Genomic DNA, 24215 nt, shown 5'->3' on the forward strand with positions numbered 1-24215 from the left:
AGAAAACTCTAATGCATTCCAAGTCTTTTATCTATATTCACATTGAAATAATCGATTCCGTTACCAAAGCCTTGAACTGGGCTGAAACACGGGCGGCAACTTCTTTTACTTCTTCATGATTCAATGGTTGGTTTGTAATTCCTGCAGCCATATTTGTTATGCAGGAAATTCCACAAATTTTCATTCCCATATGACGGGCAACAATAGCTTCCACGGCAGTGCTCATACCCACAGCATCTGCACCAAGAGTTCTTGCCATCCTGATTTCAGCAGGAGTTTCATAGGCAGGACCTGTAAACTGAAGATAAACACCTTCCTTTAGATCAACATCAAGCTTTCTTGCAGCCTTCTTTATCTTATCACGAAGCTCTTCGGTATAGACTGTAGTCATGTCTGGAAATCTTGTTCCAAGTTCCTCAATGTTTTCACCAATAAGAGGAGAAGGAACAAAGGCGGAAATATGATCATTAAGAAGCATTAGTGTTCCAGGTTTATAGCTCAAGTTGACCCCACCCGCAGCATTTGTAAGGAAAAGGATTTCAGCACCCATCATTTTCATGAGACGGGAAGGAAGTACAACATCGCTCATGGCATAGCCTTCGTAATAGTGAACGCGTCCCTGCATGATTACAACAGGAACTTCGCCCACATGGCAGAATACAAAGCGTCCCTTATGTCCTGCCACAGTTGAAACAGGGAAACCTTCTATATCGTGATAGTCGATTTCACCTTCAACCTTAAATCCATCAGCATAATCACCAAGGCCACTGCCAAGAATCAAGGCAACCTTTGGCTTAAAGGGAATTTTATTTTTGATGCTTTCATAGCAGGCTGTCAATTTTTCATATACGGGATTCATTATTTTACTCCTGTTGCTTTTTGTATCATTTGTTTCTATTCAAGTTTAAGAATCAATTCAAGAATGCGTCTTGCGCTTGTCTTGACTTCTTCCATTGTTACTCTTCCGTCATCAAGGACTGCAAGAACCTGATCTGGATAACCGCATGCCATCTTAAGGTCATTGCCTGCCTTGATTTCACGCCACTGTTCCGCGCGTGTCCACCAGTCAGTCATTACAACACCCTTGTATCCCCATTCCTTGCGAAGAATGTTTGTAAGGAGATCTTTATTCTCGCTTGTGTGCCAGCCGTTGACTCCGTTGTAGCTGCTCATGATTGACCATGGGTCAGAGTTTTTAATCATGTATTCAAAAGATTTAAGGTAGATTTCGCGTGCTGCTCTTTCAGAAACAATGGAATCGCTGTGCTTGCGGTTTGTCTCCTTGTTGTTGAATGCAAAATGCTTTGGTGTCGCGGCAATTCCCTGGGACTGAATGCCCTTTACTGCCGCGCTTGCCATATGACCTGCCACAAGAGGATCTTCACTGTAATATTCAAAATTGCGTCCACAAAGAGGACTGCGGTGAATGTTCATTCCTGGTGCAAGATAAACTCCACAGTTGTTTTCCTTTACTTCCTTTGCAACTGCCTGTCCAATCTTTTCAACGGCTTCTTCGTTCCATGTGCATGCAAGGATTGTTGCGCATGGCCATGCTGTGGTGTACTGCTCGATGAAAGGCATGATGCGGATTCCGGCTGGACCATCTGCTGTCATTACATTTGGAATGTCATAGTCAAAGTTGTTTCCGATGCCGAATGTATTTGCAATGCCGGTATTGCTCTGACCGCCAAGAAGCCAAACGAGATCTTCCTTTGAAAGCTGGTCCATGAATTCTTCCATGGGAATTTTCCCGTCGGCGACGTCAGCAAGATGCTTGGTAGGATTCTTAAGACGCTTGACAAGACTTCCGTGAGGCTTTGCACGAACGCTTGGAATGTCACCTTCCAGAACTTCTGGATGATTGAATACTTCCGTACGTTCAATTTTTTCATAATCAGAAGTTTCCAAAGCCTTGTATGTTCCGTCTGCAAGAAGGCGTTTTGTAAGCTTGCGCGGCTTAAGCTGTTCCGTAAGCTGCTCCGTTACCTTTGTCTCCGTGACAACAAAAGGAATTTCCGTTTCCTTTACGCTGCGGATTGAATTTCCGTAGAAGAATTTGTATTCCCCCTTCTCAAGAATCCATGCGGACTTTGTTACGGCTCCTTCATCGTCATAGGAGGCCATATCCTTCTTTGCAACATCAATAGTCACAAAGCAGGATTCACCAGCCTTGAGTTCCTTTGTCTTTGCAAATCCAACAAGGACTTTGCTTGCCTTTGTAAGCTTGCCTTCAGGCTGTCCACAGTAAAGCTGAACAACTTCCTTTCCCGCAACGCCACCAGTATTCTTTACGCGGAATGTGAATACGATCCTGTCGTCCGCATCATTCTGACCAGCAAGGACGATGTCAAAAGTTGTATATGAAAGACCATAGCCAAATGGATATACAACGCAGTCCTTCTTTCCTGGAATTGTCTCAAAATACCTGTAGCCGACAAAGATGTCCTCGATGTATTCAACGGCGTCTGCCTTTTCGTGGAATGTTTCTGTTGAAGGATAATCTTCAAGACGCTTTGCAAAGGTGTCTACAAGTTTTCCGCTTGGACATTTTTCACCAAGGACGATTTCCGCTGCTGCAACGGCTCCTTCCATTCCGCCCTGTCCAATGAAAAGAACAGAGGAAATTTTTTTGTTGTCGGCAAACCAGCTTGTGTCAACGATTCCGCCTACATTGAGAAGGACGATGACATTTGCAAAATTTTTCTCTGCCTGAGCAACCAGGGCTTCTTCATCTGCAGTAAGATAGAAATCCCCCTTTGGGAAAATTTCCTTTGACATGGCACGGAATCCGTCCTCACCTCCCCATACATCAGGCTCAACATTTTCCATATGAAGTTCTTTACCAGGAATGTTGCAGGCACGATCCCAGCCTTCGCCAGAATATCTGTTGATGGTGACGATTGCAGTGTCTGCGAAATTTGCAGCCTCCTTTACCTGTGCATCAGAAAGAACTGCCTCAGGTGTCATGCCTGGTTCACGACCAATGGCACGCAATGGTTTAAGGTGATCCTGATAGAAATTATGAAGTCCGTCATAAAGGTCTGCACCACATTTTTTCTTGAAGGCATCATAAAGGCTTGTGCAGTATGCGCAGTAAACGTCTCCGCTGCCACCGCCTCCTTTGACATATTCTTCGCTTGCTTTTCCAAGGAGAACGAATTTTCTATCCTTCAGCGGAAGCAGATTCTTCTCGTTCTTGAGAAGCACGATGCCTTCTGCGGCTGTATTCTTTGAAAGGGCAACATGCTCTGGGCTGCCCGAAACTCTCATTCCATCTTCACCAAGTGGCTTTGCTGGTGTAAAAAAATGTCTTGTCCATCTCATATTTAAACCTCGCTAAAAAAAAGGGACTGCAAAAAGCAATCCCTCATATTATATACCGAAAATTCAATTTTCACATAAATCTTTTAATCAACATTGACCCGTTTTATATGACCACGACGCGTGCGATGCACGCTACCGAGTTTTCTGACGAAAACTCGCAGGTTGCCTAGTCAACGTTCACGCGTTTTATATGACCTCCAAGAGATTGCAATCTCTCTACCAGATGCTCGTAGCCACGCTCAATCTGATAGACGTTGCTAATGCGGCTTGTTCCACGGGCTGCCATGGCTGCAATAACCATTGCCATACCTGCACGAACATCGGGAGAAACAAGATGGTCTCCGTGGAGAGAACTTGGTCCCGTAACGACTGCTCGATGAGGATCACAGAGAGTGATTCTTGCACCCATGCTTATGAGCTTGTCCACAAAGAACATTCGGCTTTCAAACATCTTTTCAAAAATCAAAACGGTTCCTTCAACCTGAGTTGCAATGACCGTCATTATGGAAGTCAAATCAGGCGGGAATCCTGGCCACGGACTGTCATCGATTTTTGGAATCATTCCACCGAGATCCGTGTTGACCTTGAGATCCTGGTTTTCTGAGACTGTAAGTGTATCTCCTTCAATGTCCCATCTGATTCCAAGCTTGCTGTATGCTATGCGCAAAGGCCTCATATCCTTTTCCTTTACGCCAGTAATTGTGATTGAACCGTGAGTTGCGGCTGCAAGACCTATGTAGGAACCGATTTCCATGAAGTCAGGTCCAATCGTAAAGTCACATCCGCCAAGCTTTCCAACGCCTTCAATCTGAAGGATGTTTGATCCAACCCCAGAAATCTTTGCTCCCATCTGATTGAGCATGTTGCAAAGATCCTGAACATGAGGTTCACTTGCAGCATTGGTGATTTCCGTATGACCTTCAGCAAGAACCGCTGCCATGACGGCATTTTCAGTTGCAGTTACTGAAGTCTCATCAAGGAAGATTTCAGCCCCCTTAAGCTTGTTTGAAGTGAATTCAAATTTACGGTCAGCTGAAACACGTGCTCCCAGTTCTTCCAAAGCAAGAAAGTGCGTATCCAGACGACGACGACCGATAACATCACCACCAGGAGGAGGCATGATTGCTTTACCCGTACGGGCAACAAGAGGACCTGCAAAAAGAATCGATGCACGGATCTTCTTGCTGAGTTCCGCAGGAATATCACTGCGTGTAATATTGACAGCATCTATCTTCCATGCATTGGCCTCCAGTTTTTCAACCTTTGCACCGAATGCCTCAAGAATCTTGAGCATCACACCTGTATCTTCAATTTCAGGAACATTCCTTAAAATTACGCTTTGATCAGTAAGCAAAGCAGCGGCAATACAAGGAAGAGCTGCATTCTTGTTTCCGCTTGCCTTGATGGTTCCCTTTATCGGAAAACCACCTTCGATTTCATATTCGTACATGTAATTATTATAGAAGAAAAACCTATTATTCTCAATGCGGCGGAAATTCTACTATGCTCCCATCACAGCCTTTGCAAGCTGGTCTGCACAGCTTGTATTTTTTGCCCCGCAAAGATTTCCTGCAAGTTTTGCAGAGATTTCTTCTGCTTTCATACCTTCGCAAAGTTTAGAAACAGCCTTTAGATTTCCGTTGCATCCACCCTCAAAGCTGATGTTGTGGATTCTGTTTTCCTCATCCCTTTCAAATGTGATTGTCTTTGCACATGTTCCGATTGTCTTGTAAGTAATCTTTTCCATAATGTTTTCCCTTTACCTGTTGGTTTATTTTATGTTGATATATATCGGCAGGCATCGCTAAAATGTATTTTTAGAGATGCCCATATATTTTATCCATTGAATGAAGCCCGACACAAGCGTGAAGAGCAATTCTTACAGCACAAATCAGTCTACCCAAGGGTCGCTAATACCTTCAATGCGCTGGCCAATTTTTGGACAGATGATTTCAGTTGCGTTCACATCGACCTTAGTTGCATCCAAAATCAGCTGACCGATTTCGTCGCATTTGATTCTTCCGCCACAAGGATTCTTTACGCTGTCGATTTTTCCCTTAACTTCCGCATCGATGTTGGTGCAGTATTCAAAGCTAAGGTCGGTCTTGTTGAATGTGCAGTTTACAAGCTTAAGTCCGTCTATGTAACAGAATCCCTGGTTGCTTTCAATCTGGCAGTTTACAAAAGTAAGGTTCTTAGAATTCCATCCGATGTATTCACCGATGATTATGGAATCATAGACAACGACATTCTCGCAGTTCCAGAAGGAATCCTTGCTTACAAGCTTTGAATTGCGGACTTCTATGTTTTTTCCGCCATCAAAAAAGTAATTGCCCTCAAGATTGAAATTTTCACACTTCATGTTGCTTGAATTCATGGCAAAATAATCGCCCTTTGCAGTTACATTCTTAAGCTCAATTCCATCACAAGTCCACAAGGTTTCCTGGGCGTTCAGAAATTCAACATTCTCAAGCTTTACATTCTTACAGCGCCTGAATTCTTTTGGAGCATCAATCTGAACATTCTTCATGGAAATGTCATTGGTATACCAGATGCCGGATTTTCCAAGCTCGTAAAAGCGGGTGTCTTCTACGCGGACATTGCTTGAATACCAGAGAGGATATTTGTATTTAAAGGAAACATTTTTTACTTCTGAATCTTTGGACTGCTTGAGGGGTGATTCTCCAGGACCGTCAAAGGTTGAATCTGAAACCTTTACTCCCTTTGCATCAAACAGTGCTCTTTCCTGAGTGAATGATTTATTCTTGATTTCCATATTCTTTTCCCAAAATGAATTCCGCTCATCCTTTTACAAAGGATTTTAACCTTGCAAGGGCATCCTGAACAATAGCTCGTGAAGTTGCAAGGTTTATTCTAACAAAATTTTCTCCACCTTTTCCGTAATGGGTTCCGTCATTGATGAACAAACCTGTCTTTGCACGGAGTTTTTCACTGAAGTCACTGCCATTCATTCCACTTGCTGAAACATCTACCCACATGAGGTAGGTTGCATCGGATTTTATGGCCTTCAGCTCTGGAATTTCTTTTTTTATGAAATCTTCTGCAAGCCTTCTGTTTTCCCACACATAGTCTCTGAGTTCTTCAAGCCAAGGTTCACTTTTCGTATATGCTGCAACCGCAGACTGAACGGCAAACGCATTTGGCTCGCCGCATTCATCGGTGTTCAGCTGACGCCATACTTTATGCCTGAGGTTTTCATTTGGAACAACAACGGCAGAAGTTGAAAGCCCCGCAATATTGAAGGTTTTTGTTGGAGCCACAGCCATTACGCAATTGTTCCTGCAGGTTTCGTTTACGCTTGCAAAAGGAACATAGTGCTTTTCAGGTTCCGTTATGTCACAGTGGATTTCATCGCTAAAAACTACCACATTATACTTGGCACAAAGCTCGCCGATTTTGGCAAGAGTTTCCTTTGGCCAGATTTTTCCAACAGGATTCTGCGGATTGCACAAAATCATCATGGATGTCTGTCTGTCGCTGAGTTTATCTTCCAGATCTTTAAAATCGATTTCGTAATTTTCACCGTCATACTTCAACTGGCACTGAACAGGATTCCTTCCGTTGTTTACGATTGAATTGAAGAAGATGTTGTAAGTTGGCGTCAAGAGAAGGACATTTTCTCCTGGTGTCGTAAGTTTTCGAACGGAACTTGAAACTGCAGGAACAACGCCTGTAGAAAAAATCAGCCATTCCTTTTTGATTTCAAAGTCATAGCGTTTTTTCCACCAGCCGATGTAGGCATTGCGCCATTCATCATTTATATCTGCATAGCCCAGGGCTCCAAGATCTGCCCTTTCAAGAATTGCGGATTTAATTTCAGGTGCCGTGTCAAAATCCATGTCGGCAACCCAAAGGGGAATTTCATTTTCTGCGACATCCCATTTTATGGAATTGGTTTTTCTTCTGTCGGGAACAATGTCAAAATTATATTTCATTGCCTTAAATATACTAAAAAAAACCGAATATTTCCTACCCTTAACATAGGTTTATATTTCAATGGGGACAGACCCCGGGCGAAAGCATTGATTTCCTAGATGCCGATTACTGACTTAACTTTCGCCCCAAGAATTGCTCAGGCAATTCTTGAACAACGGGGACAGACCCATTGTATTTATAGGAAGTCACTAATTGAAAACATTAAAAAAATCGGTGTAATATAGTAGAAACAAACTCAAAAGGAGCTAAATAATGAAGAAAATCGCAGCTATCGTACTTGCTGTTTCGGCAGCATTTGCACTTGCAGGCTGTTCTAAGGCAGCATCAAAGAAGAACTTCATCCTTGCAACAGGTGGAACTTCTGGAACTTACTACCCATTCGGTGGTGCAATCGCAAACATCTGGAACACAAAGATTGAAGGAATGAACGTTACAGCACAGTCAACAGGTGCTTCAGCAGAAAACCTCCGCCTCATCAGCGCAGGAGATGCAGAGTTCGCTACAGTTCAGAACGATGTTATGGATTACGCATACAACGGAACAGACATGTTCGCAGGCAAGGCACTTCCAAACCTCGCAACCCTTGGAACAATGTATCCAGAAGTTGTTCAGATTGCAGCTTCAAAATCAAGCGGAATCAAGACAATCTACGACCTTAAGGGAAAGCGCGTTTCAGTAGGAGATGCAGGTTCTGGTGTTGAATTCAACGCAAAGCAGATTCTCGAAGGCTACGGACTTTCATTCGACGACATCAAGAAGTCAAACCTTTCTTTCAAGGAATCAGGTGAAGGACTCCAGAACGGAACTTTGGATGCATGTTTCATCACAGCAGGTGTTCCAAACGCAGCTCTTCAGGAACTTGCATTCACAAACGGTCTTGTCCTCATTCCTGTAAACGGTGCAGAAGCTGATGCAATCTGCGCAAAGTATGGATTCTACACAAAGACTACAATTCCTGGCGGAACATACAAGGGAACTGATGAAGATACAGAAGCACTTTCAATCAAGTGCACAATCGCAGTCAACGCAAACCTTGATGAAGACACAGTCTATAAGATGACAAAGGTTCTCTTTGAAAACCTTGAAGAACTTGGAAACGCACACGCAAAGGGAAAGGAAGTTACAGCTGCAAAGGCAGTTACAGGATGCTCTGTTCCATTCCACCCAGGCGCAAAGAAGTACTTCGAAGAAATCGGACTCGTTAAATAATCAGGAATTAGGAATTAAGAATTAGGAATTGGAAGAAAGAGGAAACTTTTCTTCTGATTCCTAATTATTTACAGCAATGAAGACAAAGGCATTTTTGATTTCAGTCATTTTCTTTTTAGCAGTGGCGTTTGTTTTCATCATTCCTCTTTTTCCTGTTCTTTCAATTTCAAACAGAAAGAATCCTTCAGAAAAAATTTATTTTATAGATGGAGCCCAAGGCTTTGTCGTTTCCTACACCCATTCGGTAAACAAAGGCAGAGTCCATGACTACTACAGGGCAGAAGGCAAGAACCTGATTCTGTACAGGACCGATTTTGTAAGCTACGGTGCAGGTATGCCTGAAATAGAAGAAACTCCAGGTGCAGTTTTTTATCAGGCAGACGAAACCTATACCATGGAATACGAAAGGAAAGTTGGAACAAGCTTTCTTCTTTCAGTCGGTGTAATTGCTGAACATTCCGTTACAGTCGCCAATAATGAATATTTTCTGAAAGATTTTTTTACTCCAAAGACAAGTCTTGTTTTTGAATGTATAAAAATTCCAGCAATCGAATTGCTGCGTCGTCATCACCAAATAGTTAGATGACAAAATATTTCTGTGTACAATTACAAGGAGGCCAATTTGAACAACAAAGAAAAAAACAACCAGACAGACGATCAGTTTGAAAATCAGATGGAAAGCCTGGGTCCTACTTCCAACGAGACAGAACTTAAGGAAATGATGAAGAATCTGGATCGCGAGCAGGCATATCGAGAGCACACCTGTTGGAGACAGTACATCACAGTCATTGTTTCCATCGCTTTTGTTATTTTCCAGTTATACTCAAGTCTTTCAGGCATGGTAACGGCACAGGTTCTCCGCGCTACCCACCTTGCTTTTGTACAGATGCTTGCATTCCTTCTTTTCCCTGCAACAAAGAAACTTTCCCGCAACCATCTTCCTTGGTACGATATCGTCCTTGCATTGATAGGGGCTGCATGCTGGTTCTACATCGTGGTAAATTTCCAGGAGCTTGCACGCCGTACAGGTGCCTTTACATTCCTTGACATCTTTGTTGCCTGCGTTGGAATTCTTGTACTTGCAGAAAGCTGCCGTCGCATCGTAGGACTTCCAATCCTCATAATCGCCAGCTGCTTTATTTTATATGCACTCTTCGGACGCTACATGCCAGGATTCCTTAACCACCGCGGTTACACAATCAAACGAGTTGCGGCACATCTTTTCTACAACACGGAAGGAATCATGGGTGTTCCAATAGGAGCATGTTCTACTTTTATCTTCCTTTTTATCCTCTTTGGTGCACTTCTTGAAAAAACAGGAATCGGACAGTTCTTCATCGACATATGTAATGCAATTGCCGGTGGTGCCTCTGGAGGTCCTGCAAAGGTTGCGGTTCTTACAAGCGCCCTTCTTGGAACAGTAAGCGGATCTTCAGTTTCAAACACAGTAGGAAGCGGAAGCTTTACTATTCCAATGATGAAGAAACTTGGTTACAAGAGTGAATTTGCAGGAGCCGTAGAAGCCGCAGCATCAACTGGAGGACAGCTTATGCCTCCAATCATGGGTGCCGCAGCATTCCTCATGGCAGAAAGCCTTGGCATGCCTTACATCAAGATCGTTAAGGCCGCAATCATTCCAGCACTCCTTTACTTTACAGGAATCTTCATCACAGTACATCTTGAAGCACACAAGCTTGGGCTCAAGGGACTTCCTCGCGAACAGCTTCCAAAGTTCCTTCCATTGTTTCTCCGTAAAGGCTACATGATTCTTCCTCTTGCTGTAATCGTTGTTTTCCTTTGCATGGGACGAACAGCCGTATACGCTGCCTTCATGGGAATCGCTTCCTGTCTTGCCATTGGACTAATCACTTCCTTCGTTGACGTGGCACAGGGTCGCAAGCCTACCTTCAACGCCAACGATATTGTTGAAGTAATGTGTGCCGCAGCAAGAAACATCATCAGCGTTGCAATTGCCTGTGCCATGGCAGGAATCATCATCGGTGTTGTTACCCTTACTGGAATCGGACTTAAATTTGGCGCAGGACTCATCTCCATTTCCCAGGGAATTGCAATCATCACTCTTTTGCTTACAATGGTTTCTTCGATCATCCTGGGCATGGGAGCACCGACAACTGCAAACTACCTCATCACGTCAACAATTACTGCAGGTGCAATCATCCAGCTTGGATACGAACCAATCGCAGCCCACATGTTTGCATTCTACTTTGGCATCATAGCAGACGTTACACCTCCAGTTGCCCTTGCAGCTCTTGCAGGTGCCGCCATCGCAAAGGGAAAGCCAATGAAGACGGCCTTGAACGCAACAAAGCTTGCCATCGGTGCCTTCATCATTCCGTACATTTTTGTATTCAATCCTGCGATGCTCATGATCAACACAGATTTTATGGGCGTTCTTTCAATCAGCATGTCTGCAATCATCGGTATGTTCGGCATAAGTGCTGCTCTTGAAGGCTATGTCTGCAGAAGAGAATCAATTGTAGAAAGGATATTGTTTGCAGCCGCAGGTTTCTGCTGTGTAATGCCTGGATTCACAACTGACGGAATCGGTTTCATCGTCATGGGATCCCTCATCGCATACCAGATCATCAGAAACAGAGCTGAAAAAGCTAAGGCTTAATGAACTGATGAAACCAAACAGATCCTGAAACAAATTCAGAATGATGAAAAAAATCCCCGAGACATGCAAAATGCCTTGGGGATTTCTGTTTTGATACGGACCTTACTGTTTGAATTCCGAGCAGATCCTCTCCAATGCTGTTTTCAATATTTTTCTTGGTGTAGCGCAGTTTATTCTCTGGAACTTTTCTCCTTCAGCACCGAACATTGTTCCATTATCAAGCCATACTTTTGCTTCCTGCAAGATGCGACGGTTGATTTCTTCATCAGTCAAATCAAAGCTGCCAAAATCCAGCCAAAGAAGATATGTACCTTCAGGAACCACTACCTTGATTTTCGGAACGTTTTTTTCTATGTAATCGCGGACAAAAACAATATTGTCCCAGATGTATTTTTTTGCTTCGTCAAACCATTCTCCACCTTCTGTATAGGCAGCAGTTGCCGCAACGATTCCCATAAGAGAAGGTTCGTCATAACCTGTCTTATCAATTTCTTTCTGAAACGATTTCCTCAATGTCGGATTTGCAACAAATATGTTTGAAAACTGAAGGCCAGCAAGATTGAAACTTTTGCTTGGCGATGTACAGATTATGGAATTATTCAATGCTTCCTTTGAAAGGTTGCCGTAAACCGTATGACGGCTATCTCCAAAGACAATGTCCGAATGTATTTCATCGCTTACAACAAGGACCTTATGCTTAAGGCAGATTTCCGAAATCTTTTTCAACTCTTCTATTTTCCAAACCCTGCCTCCAGGATTATGCGGAGAACACAAAATGAAAATCTTAACCCCTTCCGAAATTATCTTATTTTCAAAATCTTCAAAATCGATTTCATAGTGACCGTCAGCATAAACCAGAGAATTGTTTACAACTTTTCTTCCAAGGTTTTTGATTGTATTGAAAAACGGATAATAGACTGGTTTCTGTACAAGAACGGATTCACCTTCCTTTGAGAATGCCTTGATTGCTGTAGCAATGGCAAAAACTACGCCAGGTGTGTTTACAATCCATTCGCTTTCAACAGTGAAATCATGACGGTCTTTAAACCACTTCTTTATGGCAGAATAATATCTTTCGTCAGGTCTTGAATAACCGTATATTCCATGAAGTGCCTTTTTAGACAACACTTCCTGAATGCAGGGTGCAGTAGGAAAATCCATGTCGGCAACCCAAAGGCTCAGTGCATCCTCAGGTTTTCCGCGAGCTTTTGCAAGGTCATATTTTATTGCGTTTGTATTTTTTCTATCTGTAATTTCATCAAAATCAAATTTCATGCTTTCCTCCTGGCTTTTCAGTTAAGGCTACGTTCGGAAATTGTGTTGCTATACTGAATGCGGTGGTTGAGCCTGTCGAAACTACCGCATGTTTAGTTTGGACTGCTTGATTTCGACAAGCTCAATCGGCGCAGCAACACTTTCTACGGACATAGTCTTAGTTAAAGGCCTGTTCAAGATCTGCTATAAGGTCATCCACATTTTCAATTCCTACAGATAGACGCAAAGTCGCAGGTGTAATTCCGTTTTTAAGCCGAAGTTCTTCCGGCACATCTGCATGGGTCTGTGTAGTCGGATAGGTAATTAATGTTTCCACACCACCAAGGCTTTCCGCATACTGAATCAACTTAACCGAACCAAGAATCTTTTTTGCAAGAGCTTCATCCACCACATTGAAGGTTACCATTGCACCAAATCCTCGGGACTGCTTTTTCATGATTTCATATCCCGGATGTTCCTTAAGGCCAGGATAGATTACTTTTGTTATAGCTTTCTGTTCCAGGAGCCATCCAACAATCTTTGATGCATTTTTCTGAGCAGCCTCCATTCTTACAGCTAAAGTTTTAATTCCGCGAAGAACAAGCCAGCAGTCAAATGGCGCAAGTCCAGCTCCAGTTGTCTTTATAAGGAATCTGAGTTTTTCCTGAATGTCAGATCTGTTTGTAACTATGAAACCTGCAAGGGTATCGTTGTGACCGGCAAGATATTTTGTTCCGCTGTGAATCACAACATCTGCACCAAGGTTCAAAGGATTCTGAAAATATGGCGACAGGAATGTATTGTCTACAATCAGAAGAATTCCATGGCGTCTTGTAATTTCCGCAAGAGCCTGTATGTCCGCAACATTCATCATGGGATTTGTGGGAGTCTCAATGTAAACGGCCTTTGTGTTTGGTTTTATAAGTGATTCAACATCATCCGTGCTGCAGTTGGCACGGGTAAATTCCACGCCGTTCTTTGCAGTGACATGATCAAAAAGACGGATGGCACCACCATAAAGGTCCGAATCGATTATAAGATGATCGCCAGGCTTAAAGATTTCAAAAAGAAGGGAAATGGCAGCCATTCCAGTACTCAAGGCAAAGGCATCGATACCGCCTTCAAGCTGGGCAACAATTTTTTCTAACTGTGCCCTTGTTGGATTCTGCAGGCGGGAATAATCAAACCCTGTACTCTGTCCCACCGCAGGATGTGCATATGTTGCTGTCTGGTAAATCGGAAAACTTACAGCCCCATAATGAAGGCTTTTACATTCACCTTCCGCATTTTCTATTTTTTCTTCCAGATGAAGACATTTTGTTTCAATACTAACACTCATACCACGCTCCTGACAAAATCTTTATTTCATACCCGACTGTTTTAAGAATCCTTTTCAGTAACTGAATTTCTAAAAATTCTGTTTCCCCTTTCTTATTTCCCAAAAAGGATTTAAATTATTTTGTGGCTTTCCTTACCCATTTAAAACTCAGCCAGTCGATGTCAGCCTTGTTCTGGAAAATTACGCTCAATGCATGGAAAACCGCATCCTGATTTTTTGTGTGATTGACTTTATTGGCCGAAGAAAATCAGCCTAGCAGAGACGACAACAGAGGCACATGACACCATTGCGGAAATTTTCTCGAACAAGCTTTTCAAAGTAAAAAACCATCTCATGCCTCCTTTGTAAATATATTCCTATCTAAGTAATAGGTATTATACAGTTATAATTTTATTCTCCCACTATGTCAATAGGTTTATAAAAAAAATAAAGGCAGCAATGAAAAAACATTACTGCCTTAAAAGAAAATATTTTTCTGAACTGCCTTACTTAAACAGCTCAGTGGCGGTAGCAAGCTGGTTCCTGATGTCGATGTGCTGAGGGCAAGCCATTTCGCATTTGCCGCACTTGATGCACTTTTCAGAACGCTGCTTTCCAAGGTTGTCTACATTCCACTGAAGATGAACCTTTGCAGAAGACACATTGTTGAAAAGCTTGTACAGGTTAAGGCACTTGAAGGTTCCAGGAATTCCAATATCAACAGGACAAACCTTTGTACAGTAGTTGCAGTCCGTACAAGGAACAAGAGGAACCTTAAGAAGCTCTTCCTGAGCTTTTTCAATTACCTTTTTCTGCCCGTCATCAAAATGCTTGAAGTCCTTCATGTATGAAAGGTTGTCTTCCACCTGCTGCAGTGTGCTCATTCCGCTCAAGACTGTAATGATTCCTTCAAGATCAGCACAGAATCTTACTGCCCAGGAAGCAACAGAATTTTCAGGTTCTGCATCCTTGAAAACCTTTACGACATTTTCTGGTGGAGTTGCAAGGAATCCGCCTTTTACAGGTTCCATGACGATTACAGGCTTACCGTGAGCGCGGCAGATCTCATAGCACCTGCGGGAAGCAATGTCCTTGTTTTCCCAGTCAGCATAGTTTATCTGAAGCTGAACGAATTCTGCTTCAGGATGCTTTGTAAGGATATCTTCCAGTTCTTCTGGTCCGCCGTGGAAAGAAAAACCTACATGCTTTATTTTGCCTGCGGTCTTCTGTTCAAAAGCCCAATTCCACAAATCATATTCTTCATAAAAATGTGTGCGCTGTGGTCCAAGGTTATGAAGAAGATAGTAGTCAAAATAATCCGTTCCAAGCTGCTTCAATGAAGTTTCAAACTGCTTGTAGCAATCTTCCTTTGAATTGCAGTTGAGCCATGCAGAAAGTTTTGTTGCAAGCTGAAATGATTCGCGTGGGTAGCGTTCAACAAGAGCCTGCCTTGTTGCATCTTCGCTTCCGCCATAACAGAATGCAGTGTCAAAATATGTAAAGCCAGCCTTCATGTAAAGGTCAACCATCTTCTTTGTTTCCTCAACATCGATCTTTCCATCTTTCTGAGGAAGCCTCATCATGCCAAATCCGAGTTTCTTAATTTCTTCTCCAAGAAATGCCATTCTATTCTCCAATTGTTTTTGTGTGTTACTTACAGTATGAAACAAATTGACTTAAGTAACAAATAATTTTTTGATATTAAATGCGCCAGTTGATATAATTGAAACCATGAAAGGAATGATTCTTGAAGGCGGTGCAATGCGCGGAATGTTTACCTGCGGCATCACCGATGTTTTTATGGAAAACGGAATTGACTTCGATGGCATTATCGGAGTAAGCGCTGGTGCAACTTTTGGATGCAACTATAAGTCAAAACAACCTGGAAGAGCCATAAGGTACAATACAAATTACAGCCGCGACAGCCACTATGGAACTTTCCGCAACCTCTTACGGAACGGCGATCTTTACGATGCAAAATTCTGCTACGAGGACATCCCCTTCAAGCTAGATCTTTTTGATGTTAAAACCTACGCGGAAAATCCATTGAGGTTTTATGTTGTGGTTTCCGACCTTGAATCTGGCAAACCAATCGTCCACGAAATTCCATATGGCAACACAGAAGATCTTCTGTGGATGAGGGCAAGCGCCAGCCTTCCCTTGGTTTCAACTCCAGTTGTAATCGACGGCAAAAGATATCTTGACGGCGGAATCACAAGTTCAATTCCATTAAAGCAGTTCATGGAAATGGGCTATGACAAGAACATCGTAATCCTTACCCGCACAAGGGAATATGTAAAAAAACCATCCTCATTTGCAATGCTGATGAAGTTCATCCTAAGGAAATATCCAAAGCTTGTTGAAGCTATGACACGCCGCCACATCATGTACGACGAGGAAAAACAATTTGTCTTTGAACAGGAAAAACTTGGCAACTGCTATGTAATCGCTCCTGAAGTTGATGTTGGAATCAGCAGAACTGAACATGATCCAAATGAACTCCGCAGGGTTTACGAAATGGGAAGACAAGCAGGACTCAAGCATCTTGAAGCCGTAAAGGAATACCTTAAATAATTTCTTTCTGATATACTTTTTCCCATGATTAAAGAGATTTCAATTCAGATCAGTCCAGACCAGGAAAAAGATTCAGAATTTATTAAGACAAAAATTTTCAGCGAACTCAAAAAGAATTCCATTTCATTTAAGCCCTCTGAAGTTGAAACTGTATTCGTAAAAAAATCCATCGATGCCCGCCATAAGAACGTAAAGCTTTTCATGCGTTACAAGGTTTACATCGGAGAAAAACCAGGGGAAGAATTTACAAAGCTCCCGGAATGGAAAAATGCGGATGGAAAGAAATCTGTCATCATCGTAGGTTCGGGACCTGCAGGCCTCTTTGGTGCCTTCAAGCTTCTTGAATACGGAATCAAGCCAGTCATCGTTGAACGCGGAAGCGACACAAGCACAAGAAAACGCGACATTGCTGCCATAAGTACAAAAGGAACTGTTGACGGAAATTCCAACTACTGCTTTGGCGAGGGTGGGGCTGGAACTTTTTCCGACGGAAAGCTTTACACAAGAAGCAACAAACGCGGCGACATTTCAAGCGTCCTTAAAATCTTTGCAAACTTTGGAGCAGACAAAAAAATCCTTACGGATGCACATCCCCACATCGGAACTGACAGACTTCCAGCTATCATTAATTCCATGAGGGAATTCATAATTTCCAAAGGCGGAGAATTTCACTTTGACACAAAATGCATTGACCTCATAAAAGAAGGAAATGCAGTTCTTGGAATCAGAACGGAAAACACAAAGACAAAGGAAGCAAAAGAATTCCGCGGTGATGCAGTTGTTCTTGCAACCGGCCACAGTGCTCCAGACATTTACAAAATGATTGCAAAAATCTCACCTGAATCTCTGGAAGCAAAAACCTTTGCAGTAGGTGTCCGCGCAGAGCATCCACGCACACTCATAGATGCCATCCGCTTTCACGGAAAACCAGACGCTTCTTTGGGAGCCGCCGAATACAGGTTTACGACCCAGCAGAAGGACCGAGGTGTCTACAGCTTCTGCATGTGCCCAGGTGGATTTGTAGTTCCAAGCCAGAGCGGACCAGACCAGATAGTAGTAAACGGCATGTCTGCAAGCGGAAGAAACAGCCGCTGGAGCAATGCCGCCGTTGTAGTTGAAACAAGACCAGAAGACATTCCAGGCGAATACGCAAAACGGGCCAAGGAACTTGGATGCCCTGCCCTTGCGGGACTTTTGTGGCGAGACCATCTGGAAAAGCTTGCCGCAGACAATGGAAAAGGACAGAAGGCTCCGGCCCAGAGAATCCGCGACTTTGTAGACGGCAAGGAAAGCACAGACCTTCCCGAAACCAGCTACACGCCTGGAATAGTTTCAAGCCGCCTTGACCAATGGATTCCAAGGCAGATTTCTGAACGCCTTGCCATGTGCTTTAAATACATAAACCGCGATACAATGAAGGGATTCATTTGCGACGATGGACTATTAATTGCATTGGAGACAAGAACTTCAACTCCAGTCCGAATTGCCCGCAATAAGGAAAACTTTGAATGTGTTGGTCTTGGAAACCTTTACCCTTGTGGAGAAGGTTCAGGCTATTCAGGCGGAATCGTAAGCAGCGCCATGGACGGCGAAAATGCCTGCGTAAAGATCGCTGAAAAGTTCGGCTTCTAAGTCATGTCCGAAAAGATAATCCTTGCAGGCGCATCAAGCGTAATTGGCCACGAAAAAATCATTGAGGCTTTCTCTTCCATAGGAATGGAAGCAACTTTTATAGAAGCACCCTTTGTAAAAAAATATTTTAAGGACATTTCCAACAAATTTAACTACACGGAAATTCTTCCGCCAGATGCCATTGCAATTCCACTGTCCGAATACTGGATAAGCCAGTGCATAAAGACAAGGCAGTGCGCCATAAGCGAAAAAGCCCTTAAGGCAAGCAGATCAAAAAAATATCTTTATGAAATTCTTTCAGTCAATGGAAACAAGGTTCCAGAAATTTTTGACTGCATTGCCGATGCCCGCAATTTCATTTTGAACACCAATGGAAAAGTAATCGTAAAACCAGAAGGGCTTTTCAGCGGCTATGCGGTAAAAACTGTAGGCAAAGAAAACCTGAATGATATTGAGCAGCTTGTCCTTAAGGCAAGTGATGTTCACAACAACGCCATAAAGCTTTTTGAAATTAAAAGCAAGGGAGCTCTTGTTACTGAACTGATCTCAGGTGACGAATACAGTGCAGACCTTTTTTTCTGCAAAGGCAAGCTTACCCTTGTCCGCCTTAGCAAAAAAGTTGTGGTGGAAATTCACGGCACGCCTTGTACGGTGATATGCCAGCTGGTACCCTGCAGCGAAAGTTTTTTTGAGCAGATGAGCAAGTGGTGTAATGTGCTTTTTGACGACGGCGATATTTCTTTTGTGCAGTTTGATTTCATCGAGCGAAGCTGTGGCGGAGCGGACGGCGCGGGATGTCTTGTTCCCATAGATTTTGCGTGCCGTGTAGGTGGCGGCATGGCTGAACTTTTTGGTGAATGTGACTCCAATGTGTATGCCGACGCCGTTGTGGGCAAGCAATACCAGGTGCGGGCAAGCAATGGGTACCTTACCCAGTTAAACTATGTTCCAACAAAAAGCGGAATAATAGAAAGGGACGACTACAACCTTGCGGAAGGAAAGCAGTTCATCTACAAGCACAAGGGAGACTTTGTCCCAGAATCTCCTTCAAGCGTTGCAAGCAGAATTGCGGTGGTAATAAAAGAAGCTCCCCTTGCAACCGTCAAGGATGCAGAAGAGCTTCTCATTGGTGAAGGAAGAATCAGGTTCTGGAAGAAGAAATAATTCTTTTCCAAACTTCATTTCAGAATATTTTCAAAACTTTCTTTTTTGCAGAGAGCCGTAACATAAGGACGGCCAAGAAGAATGTTTGTCACTCCGTAGCTCTGGGCTTTTTCAAAATCAGCATTTGTTCTTATTCCGCCGTCAACCCAGATTTCACCGCAGCTGTTTCCTATTTCATCTGCATGAGCGGCAAGGAATTCTGCAACGCTTCCAGTCCGCGTTGGAACACGACCGCCGTGATTCGACACAAAAGCAACATCAGGTTTAAGTTCACGGACAAGTTCCAAATCTTCATCTGTAAAAATTCCCTTTATGACAAACGGAATATTTTTAGTGCCCAGAAATCTCTGAACCTCACGAAGATTTTCTGCAGTCTTTTTTTCCAGGTGGGCTGCATTGCGCATTGTTGCAATATTAAATGCATCAATATCGATTCCGCTGTATTCGGAAATTTCTTCAGCCCATTCCATTCTTTCAAAAACCTTTTTATTTTCATAAGGCTTTATGAAAACGGCAGCTTTCTTTCCGACAGACTTTACGGCCTCAATTCCCCAAAGCAGTTTGCAGTCTGGAGTTCCATCTCCTATGGAAATGGCGGTATTGCTTTCTGCACAGGCCTTCATCATGTCAAAGTAATACTGCTTTTCATCAGCATAACCCATATTCTGTTCCGCACCCGTCATTGGAGCAAGTCTTAAGATTGCTTTGTTGTCAGCAAATGGACCCGATGGAATTTTCTTCCATTCATCACAGTTTAGGATAAAATTTCTGTTGCTGTCTTCTCCGCCCATTCCAGGCAACTGACCGATGCAACCGCGGCCAAGGCACACAGGGCAAAAACGGCATTTATATTCTGACATAATAAACCTCTAAATATTATCAAAGATGAAAATGTTACGGCATTTTGATTAAAAAAAACAAATGCTTTCATCCATCAACTTAAAGTTCCGATTACAGTTTCATCACTTGAAGATGACGACGACCAGGTCTTTTTCTTGCTTGAGTAATCATCTCCATCATCATAGAAGTCATTCTTGCTTTCAGATTTTTTTGATGCTGTTGTCTTTGTTGATTTTTTCTTTGGCAGAACAAGGAATCCAAAAATGCTTCCACAGATTCCACCAATCATCTCTATAAGGACACCACAAGTTTTCTGCATTATGTCAGTTCCCTCTGCCCCCTTAGTATTTCTGAAAATTTCAAAGGCAAGAAAAAAAACAAAAACCAGAAGACATGAAAGGGGTATTCTTTTTTTTGTAAGTTCTGTCAGGGAAACAAGAACTGCCATCATAAAGATTATGCATCCTGCTCCAGTCAAAGGAACTGTTGAAATGCATGCCGTAAGGACTCCGGAAATCATTGTTGAAATAAACATCATGAGTCCCAGCATTACGCTTCCATAACGTTCTTCAAGAATCTGTCCCAGTAGTAGAATTGCAATCAGGTTTGCAAAGAGCATTTCCCAGCCGGCATTTCCAAAAATATAGAAAAACAGACCTGCAAAGTCAGCTGGAGACTTAAAATTGAATGGAACCACGGCTTGCTTTGAGCCATGGCATATCAAAATGGAGGAAAACATTTTCCCCTTGAAGGCAAATGTATCAAGAAGAAACAACACAAGGGAAACAATGACGAAAGTTACTGTTACCGGAAAATCAAATGTCAATTTAGGTGAACTTTTTTTAGCCATGGCTCTATTTTAATATTGAAGAAGAAACACTGCAAGGAAATTCAAGAAATCAACCTTTCAATGATTTTTTTTACTTCATCATAGTGATCAAACAGATCCCTGTACGATCTGAATCCTACATTAAGTTTTTCGTTTAAACTCCAATCATCCAATTCTCTTTCCAGTTTCTTACCGTTAAATGCTATTACTGAAAAATCGCACAACCACATTTCGTCTTTCCGTTTCACGGTAGAAAGCGTCATGTCAAATTCAGAGCCATCCTTCATGTTGAAATGATATTTGTAATATCTCTCATAGCTCTGATAGGAACCTGTTTTTTCAAAAGAAACAATGCAATCATATTTCCGAAAATCCTCTTCAAATTCCTTTTGCGTAACACGAAGTTTAGACCTGTCAAGTTCAGCAACAGTGAAATCAACATTGCTAAAATTTCCGTCAACCTGATTGTCCGAAAGAATTTTATCCTGAATAAGATCATAGTTCTCTATTACACCTTCAAGTTTTTTTATCTTCTTGTTACAAAGCTTGCCAAGATCTGCAAAACTCAATCCATCGTTCTCTTCAGATTCTCCGACGCTGATTTCATGATTCCCCAAAGCCTTTAATTTCCCATGCATTGACGGACTCAATTTATGTACGATCAGGAAACGGCCACCAGTCAAATAGATCTCATAGTCATTGCTTGCAGCTCCGTCGCCATCATCATCCTGATCATATGTAATTACGAATTCTTCTATCTCAGGGATTTTTGAAAGCTTCTCATAAGCATCGCTTGTTGTTTCAAAGGAAAATGCCACTAGGGAAAAAAGCAGAACCAACAGAACAAATGCAATCGACTGAATCCAAACAACCCAAACGGACAGCACAACAGATTTTTTTGATTTTTTTCCGACAATTATGGCAACAATGGACATGACCAGAGCAACGATCCCAAGCAAAAAACCAACGCCCATTAATATTTCTTGATAATGAAAACCAGATAAATAAACAGGGCATATCAAAGGTGCCCAATACATGACGATTCCAGCTACAAACAGAACGAACGAAAATTCACTGAGTTTTGAACGCGATTTTATTTCAATATTTTGCTTTATATTTATATCTTTCATTGAGCTTAATTCTATACCGTAAGAATTGGTGCTTGCAAGAATTTTATTGAACATCTCCCGCAACAGGTCTATAATTATACTGTAGAAACTTTAATAGGACTAAAGTAATTGAACTTCAATGCTGTATACGAGAAGTTATTATCTTCTCTTAGCGCCTGCTACAACATCAATGTCTGCAATGATGCAGATTTTCTCAAAGTGCGATGCGATTATTTTGAACACGCAGAAAATTTTATTGTTTCCAGAAAAGCAAATCTTTGGTCCGCCGATTCTGAAGAATTCATGTACATCTTCAATGTTCCAACCCTTACAAAAGAAATCTTTTTATCTTCAATTCAATATGTTGAATCAGACTGGAACAACCACGCCCACATTGGCCCAGGACACATGTACACTTACATCACTCCCCTTTTCATATGCGAAAATGCTGAAAAGGATGCCGTAAAACTTCTGAAAAAATACCGAAAATATAAAAGCTACAGATTCAGTTTCTGGGGATGGTCGGAATTCCACACGGCTCTTGTAGATTGTTCTAATGAAAAAATCATCACCAACAGAAGCGGAAAATGCGTAAGAAAATCACTTGGAAGAATAATTCATAATTCATAATTAAGAATTGTAAATTATGAATTGTTTTTTGGAGGTAATATATGAACACATTATTGCTGCTTGTTATCTGTGTTGCAGTTCTTGCATGCGGATACCTCTTCTACGGAAGATGGCTTTGCAAACAGTGGGGTGTAGGAGAAGGTGACAAGCCTACTCCAGCACATGAACTTGAAGACGGTGTAGACTATGTTCCAGCTAAGGCTCCTGTTCTCATGGGACACCACTTCTCATCTATTGCAGGTGCAGGTCCAATCACAGGTCCTATCGGTGCTGCAATTTTCGGTTGGGTTCCAGTGACTCTCTGGATTCTCGTCGGCGGAATTTTCTTTGGCGGCGTACATGACTTTGGTGCCCTTTACGCATCTATCCGTCACAAGGGACAGTCTATCGGTGAAATCATCAACGCAAACATGAGCAAGAGAGCAAAGAAGCTTTTCGTAACTTTCTCTTACCTTACACTCATCCTCGTTGTTGCAGCTTTCGCATCAATCGTTGCAGGAACATTCAAGGCAACTTTCAAGGACGGCGTTCTTGATGTAGCAGCTTCCGCATCAAATGCTTCTGTTGCAATGGTTTCCCTCATGTTCATCGTTGTTGCAATCATCTTCGGATTCGCAGTTTACCGTCGCGGTGCTTCAATGCTCGTTTCAACAATCCTTGGTGTTGTAGCAATCGTTGCTTGTATGGCAATCGGTATGAACTGGCATCCGATCTACCTTAGTGGAACAACATGGATGATCATCATCGGCATCTACATCACAATCGCTTCCATTACTCCAGTATGGATCCTTCTCCAGCCTCGTGACTACCTTTCTTCATTCCTTCTTTATGCAATGCTTTTTGTTGCATTCGTTGGAGTTGTAGGTGCTCATCCAAATATTGATCCAGCAAGCTTCCCAGCATTTGCTTCGGCTCCTGGAAAACCAATCTTCCCTATCCTCTTTACAACTGTTGCCTGTGGTGCTATCTCTGGATTCCACTCACTTGTTTCTTCAGGAACAACTTCAAAGCAGCTGGACAAGGAAAAGGACGCAAAGCCTATCGCTTACGGTGGAATGCTTCTTGAATGTGTTCTTGCAGTACTTACACTCTGTGCTATCGCTTATGCCCGCCAGACAGGACACACAAAGGGTGCAACAGATATTTTTGCAGGCGGAATTTCTGCAATGTGTGCAAAGATTCCTGGATGTGCAGGTCTTGAAAACATCCTCTACACACTGCTCGTTCTTACATACTCTGCATTCTGTCTTACATCCCTTGATACAGCAACTCGTCTTGCCCGCTTCATGTTCCAGGAATTCTGGCTTGAACCAGGACAGACAACAAAGGACATCACCAGTGGCTGGAAGAAAGTTATGGTCAACCCAATTTTCGCAACAGTTCTTACTGTAGTGCTTGGTGTTGCCCTTGGTCTCACAGGCTGGCAGAAAATCTGGGGACTCTTCGGTGCTTCAAACCAGCTCCTCGCAGGTATCGGTCTCCTTGCAGTTGCAACATGGCTTGGAAACATTGGAAAGAACAACAAGATGTTCCTTGCTCCAATGGCATTTATGATTGTTGTTACAATTTCTTCACTTGCAATCACATTGATTGGACAGGTCAAGGTTATTGCAGCAGGTGGTGCAGACTGGGGTCCATATGCTCAGGTTATCCTTGCAGCATTCATGATCGTTCTTTCTGTAATCCTCGTAATTGAAGGCGTTACAACACTTGCAAAGAAAAAGGCAAATGCATAAT

At 42.6% G+C, this 24215-nt stretch carries 20 protein-coding genes; 8 read left to right on the plus strand and 12 right to left on the minus strand.

What is annotated here, in order from left to right:
- Positions 1–37: 37 nt before the first annotated feature.
- From ACKI39_RS05740 to ACKI39_RS05765, 6 genes are all read right to left on the minus strand, one after another.
- Positions 38–859 (minus strand): purine-nucleoside phosphorylase, encoded by an 822-nt coding sequence (locus tag ACKI39_RS05740; RefSeq protein WP_407398526.1) that lies wholly within the window; start codon positions 857–859, stop codon positions 38–40.
- Between the two features lie 35 nt (positions 860–894).
- Positions 895–3324 (minus strand): glycoside hydrolase family 3 protein, encoded by a 2430-nt coding sequence (locus ACKI39_RS05745; protein WP_407398528.1) that lies wholly within the window; start codon positions 3322–3324, stop codon positions 895–897.
- 166 nt (positions 3325–3490) lie between these two features.
- Positions 3491–4774: a UDP-N-acetylglucosamine 1-carboxyvinyltransferase gene (murA, locus tag ACKI39_RS05750; RefSeq protein ID WP_407398530.1), complete on the minus strand. Its 1284-nt coding sequence runs from the start codon at positions 4772–4774 to the stop codon at positions 3491–3493.
- Positions 4775–4825: 51 nt separating this feature from the next.
- Positions 4826–5071, minus strand: a complete 246-nt coding sequence (locus tag ACKI39_RS05755) for a TIGR03905 family TSCPD domain-containing protein (protein ID WP_407398532.1) — start codon at positions 5069–5071, stop codon at positions 4826–4828.
- 144 nt (positions 5072–5215) lie between these two features.
- The gene (locus ACKI39_RS05760; protein WP_407398534.1) at positions 5216–6100 is read right to left on the minus strand and encodes a DUF3737 family protein; all 885 of its coding nucleotides are present in this window, start codon (positions 6098–6100) and stop codon (positions 5216–5218) included.
- A gap of 25 nt (positions 6101–6125) precedes the next feature.
- The gene (locus ACKI39_RS05765) at positions 6126–7280 is read right to left on the minus strand and encodes a MalY/PatB family protein (RefSeq protein WP_407398536.1); all 1155 of its coding nucleotides are present in this window, start codon (positions 7278–7280) and stop codon (positions 6126–6128) included.
- Between the two features lie 253 nt (positions 7281–7533).
- Here ACKI39_RS05765 and ACKI39_RS05770 point away from each other — a divergent pair, with 253 nt between their 5' ends.
- From ACKI39_RS05770 to ACKI39_RS05780, 3 genes are all read left to right on the plus strand, one after another.
- The gene (locus ACKI39_RS05770) at positions 7534–8490 is read left to right on the plus strand and encodes a TAXI family TRAP transporter solute-binding subunit (RefSeq protein ID WP_407398538.1); all 957 of its coding nucleotides are present in this window, start codon (positions 7534–7536) and stop codon (positions 8488–8490) included.
- Positions 8491–8566: 76 nt separating this feature from the next.
- On the plus strand, positions 8567–9076 hold the full coding sequence (locus tag ACKI39_RS05775; protein ID WP_407398540.1) for a DUF1850 domain-containing protein: 510 nt from the start codon (positions 8567–8569) through the stop codon (positions 9074–9076).
- Between the two features lie 36 nt (positions 9077–9112).
- A complete protein-coding gene (locus ACKI39_RS05780) occupies positions 9113–11128 on the plus strand; it encodes a TRAP transporter permease (protein WP_407398542.1) in 2016 nt (671 codons plus the stop codon).
- 102 nt (positions 11129–11230) lie between these two features.
- On the opposite strand, the gene ACKI39_RS05785 is transcribed toward ACKI39_RS05780, so the two are convergent.
- The 3 genes from ACKI39_RS05785 to ACKI39_RS05795 form a co-directional block, all read right to left on the minus strand.
- Positions 11231–12403: a MalY/PatB family protein gene (locus tag ACKI39_RS05785; RefSeq protein ID WP_407398544.1), complete on the minus strand. Its 1173-nt coding sequence runs from the start codon at positions 12401–12403 to the stop codon at positions 11231–11233.
- Between the two features lie 157 nt (positions 12404–12560).
- Positions 12561–13721, minus strand: coding sequence for a trans-sulfuration enzyme family protein (locus ACKI39_RS05790; protein WP_407398546.1), 1161 nt, complete (start codon positions 13719–13721; stop codon positions 12561–12563).
- Between the two features lie 485 nt (positions 13722–14206).
- Entirely contained in the window at positions 14207–15325 is a 1119-nt protein-coding gene (locus tag ACKI39_RS05795) for an aldo/keto reductase (RefSeq protein WP_407398548.1), read from the minus strand.
- Between the two features lie 106 nt (positions 15326–15431).
- Here ACKI39_RS05795 and ACKI39_RS05800 point away from each other — a divergent pair, with 106 nt between their 5' ends.
- Genes ACKI39_RS05800 through ACKI39_RS05810 form a run of 3 tightly spaced genes read left to right on the plus strand, consistent with a single transcriptional unit; the run spans position 15432 to position 19070 of the window.
- Complete coding sequence (locus tag ACKI39_RS05800) at positions 15432–16274, plus strand: patatin-like phospholipase family protein (protein ID WP_407398550.1); 843 nt, start codon at positions 15432–15434, stop codon at positions 16272–16274.
- Between the two features lie 24 nt (positions 16275–16298).
- Complete coding sequence (locus ACKI39_RS05805; protein WP_407398552.1) at positions 16299–17906, plus strand: NAD(P)/FAD-dependent oxidoreductase; 1608 nt, start codon at positions 16299–16301, stop codon at positions 17904–17906.
- A 3-nt stretch (positions 17907–17909) separates the two neighbouring features.
- The gene (locus ACKI39_RS05810) at positions 17910–19070 is read left to right on the plus strand and encodes a hypothetical protein (protein WP_407398554.1); all 1161 of its coding nucleotides are present in this window, start codon (positions 17910–17912) and stop codon (positions 19068–19070) included.
- A 14-nt stretch (positions 19071–19084) separates the two neighbouring features.
- On the opposite strand, the gene ACKI39_RS05815 is transcribed toward ACKI39_RS05810, so the two are convergent.
- The 3 genes from ACKI39_RS05815 to ACKI39_RS05825 all read right to left on the minus strand — a co-directional run bounded on the left by ACKI39_RS05815 (position 19085) and on the right by ACKI39_RS05825 (position 21713).
- Complete coding sequence (locus ACKI39_RS05815) at positions 19085–19930, minus strand: alpha-hydroxy-acid oxidizing protein (RefSeq protein ID WP_407398556.1); 846 nt, start codon at positions 19928–19930, stop codon at positions 19085–19087.
- Between the two features lie 74 nt (positions 19931–20004).
- A complete protein-coding gene (locus tag ACKI39_RS05820; protein WP_407398558.1) occupies positions 20005–20760 on the minus strand; it encodes a rhomboid family intramembrane serine protease in 756 nt (251 codons plus the stop codon).
- A 41-nt stretch (positions 20761–20801) separates the two neighbouring features.
- Complete coding sequence (locus ACKI39_RS05825; RefSeq protein ID WP_407398560.1) at positions 20802–21713, minus strand: hypothetical protein; 912 nt, start codon at positions 21711–21713, stop codon at positions 20802–20804.
- A gap of 264 nt (positions 21714–21977) precedes the next feature.
- On the opposite strand from ACKI39_RS05825, the gene ACKI39_RS05830 reads away from it, so the two are divergent.
- Together ACKI39_RS05830 and ACKI39_RS05835 are read left to right on the plus strand one after the other, a co-directional pair.
- Entirely contained in the window at positions 21978–22478 is a 501-nt protein-coding gene (locus tag ACKI39_RS05830) for a DUF8052 family protein (protein ID WP_407398562.1), read from the plus strand.
- A gap of 41 nt (positions 22479–22519) precedes the next feature.
- Positions 22520–24214 (plus strand): carbon starvation CstA family protein, encoded by a 1695-nt coding sequence (locus tag ACKI39_RS05835; RefSeq protein ID WP_407398564.1) that lies wholly within the window; start codon positions 22520–22522, stop codon positions 24212–24214.
- Position 24215: the final 1 nt, after the last annotated feature.

The sequence above is a fragment of the Treponema sp. genome, from assembly GCF_045641405.1.
In the GTDB taxonomy this organism is placed as follows: domain Bacteria; phylum Spirochaetota; class Spirochaetia; order Treponematales; family Treponemataceae; genus Treponema_D.